Source organism: Streptococcus lactarius, from assembly GCF_016642265.1.
Lineage (GTDB): Bacteria > Bacillota > Bacilli > Lactobacillales > Streptococcaceae > Streptococcus > Streptococcus lactarius.
The window spans coordinates 173,327-175,299 of sequence record NZ_MRXX01000001.1; the positions used below are offsets into that span (position 1 = coordinate 173,327).

The window sequence follows — 1,973 nt, forward strand, 5'->3', positions numbered from 1 at the left end:
GTGCAGAGTTGCGACGACGAAATCGAATTCTAAGGAATGACCGATTTCTGTCCCACTCTCAAGATTATTCTGTAAAATCGATGTAATTCGACAGTTTATTAATGATAATAGCTCCAAACATCAAGGAAGCAAATTCCCCTAGTCCCATCGTCAACCAGTTATAGAAGAATGGTTGGCCTTGAAGGTAATAAAGCTCCAGCGCAATGGTAAACATGGAAATCGAAAAGAAAATGGCAAATAAAAAATGATCTAGTCGAATCACTCCACTGAACAGGAATTTATCTTTAAAACGGCTAAATAAAAGAAGCCCGAGTCCTAAGAAGACAAAGGTAGACCCTCCACCAACAAAGACATCGATCCATCCAAAACTATATAAGTTAGCGATCATACAGCCAATAGTCACCGCAATTAAGTATTTCTTATTGTAAAAGGCTAAGAAATTCATCATTTCCGAAACACGGAATTGATACCCATAGTAGGACATAGCATTGAGTGGTGGGGTAATGGTTAATACGATATAAATCGCAGCAACAATAGCAATTTGTGCCATATCACGAGTCGTAAAATGTTTCATTTATTCTCCTTTAGCGGTTTTACCGCGTATAATATGCTTGGCGAAAGGATCTTAAGCACCAAGGGTTGAAGTCTGAACTTCTTCAACCTTTCAAGTATAGCATATTTTTACATTTTATGGTAGACTGAATTTATGAAAATACTGCTAAAAAAATTTTTTGATAACGAAGTCCTATCCTATCTCTTTTTTGGAGTGGCGACGACCCTTGTTTCTGTTGGTACCCGACTTTTCATCTACCATGTCACCACTGATGAACGATTGGCAACTGCGATCGGAAACATTGCTGGGATTCTCTTTGCTTTTGCGACCAATGACACCATTGTCTTTAAGCAAGAAAGAAAAGGCTGGCTTCAGCGCTTAATCCGATTTACGATCGCTCGCTCCGGTACCTTTGTCCTCGATATGGCTTTGACCGAGATCTTTGTCAAGCAATTCCCGGGGATTATTGGGCAATTTGTTCACAATAACAAGAGTCAGATCAATCTAATCGAAACCCTCTTTGCACAAGTTGCCATTGTAGTCCTTAATTATGTCTTTAGTAAACTCTTTGTCTTTAAATCATGACCACCCGTCAAACGGGTGGTTTGTACCAGGGCTATAAGCCCAGATAACTAGCCAGCGCCTAAAGACGCTGGCTTTCACTTTGTTCAAGCCTTATTGCATTTGACTCGTCACAAGCCTCTCAAAGAGGCATATGTACTACTTGCCACTATCCCTAAAGGGATCTTCATATTCTTTTACACTCAACTTATCTAAAGCAATATCTTTTCGCTCTTGTTCCTGAATGTATTTCTTTATTGTGGCTTCGTTGAGGCCAACTGTACTTACATAATATCCCTCTGCCCAAAAATGTCGATTTCCAAACTTATATTTCAGATTGGCGTGTTTATCGAACATCATTAGAGCGCTTTTACCTTTTAAATATCCCATGAAACTTGCAACACTAATTCTAGGTGGAATACTTACCAACATATGAACATGATCTGGCATTAAATGGCCTTCAATAATCTCAACACCTTTATAACTACATAATCTATGGAATATTTCTCCTAAACTACTTCGATATTGATTATAGATCACTTTTCGTCTATACTTAGGGGTGAACACAATGTGATATTTACACATCCATTTTGTGTGTGATAAACTATGTGCTTTTTGAGCCATATTTTTCTCCTTTCGCTTTACAATTGGCTTGAACACCTTTATTGTATCGCGTTTGGAGTTTTTTTGGTATAACCTTCGATGCGCACCCGCATAGCGGGTGGTTTTTTTGTCTCGCACCTAACGGAGCGAGACGGACTGAAAGTCACATAAAACAAGAGGCCGGGACAAAAGTCCTAGCCTCTCAATTGTTTTTTGATTGTCGAGTAAGACACAGTCTTGAGTGGGCTCTACTAGG

General features: G+C 39.2%; 3 protein-coding genes and 1 riboswitch. Of the genes, 1 reads left to right on the forward strand and 2 read right to left on the reverse strand.

The genetic code is table 11. The features are described from left to right. Window positions 1–64 precede the first annotated feature (64 nt). The gene (locus BTU61_RS00895) at window positions 65–574 is read right to left on the reverse strand and encodes a QueT transporter family protein (RefSeq protein ID WP_200771939.1); all 510 of its coding nucleotides are present in this window, start codon (window positions 572–574) and stop codon (window positions 65–67) included. Beyond that, a riboswitch (PreQ1 riboswitch) is annotated at window positions 572–678 on the reverse strand. It overlaps the preceding gene by 3 nt. Before the next feature lie 28 nt (window positions 679–706). On the opposite strand from BTU61_RS00895, the gene BTU61_RS00900 reads away from it, so the two are divergent. Beyond that, entirely contained in the window at window positions 707–1,138 is a 432-nt protein-coding gene (locus BTU61_RS00900; RefSeq protein ID WP_200771940.1) for a GtrA family protein, read from the forward strand. A gap of 135 nt (window positions 1,139–1,273) precedes the next feature. Here the strand turns inward: BTU61_RS00900 and tnpA are convergent, their stop codons facing one another. After that, a complete protein-coding gene (tnpA, locus tag BTU61_RS00905; RefSeq protein ID WP_037616840.1) occupies window positions 1,274–1,738 on the reverse strand; it encodes an IS200/IS605 family transposase in 465 nt (154 codons plus the stop codon). Window positions 1,739–1,973 lie beyond the last annotated feature (235 nt).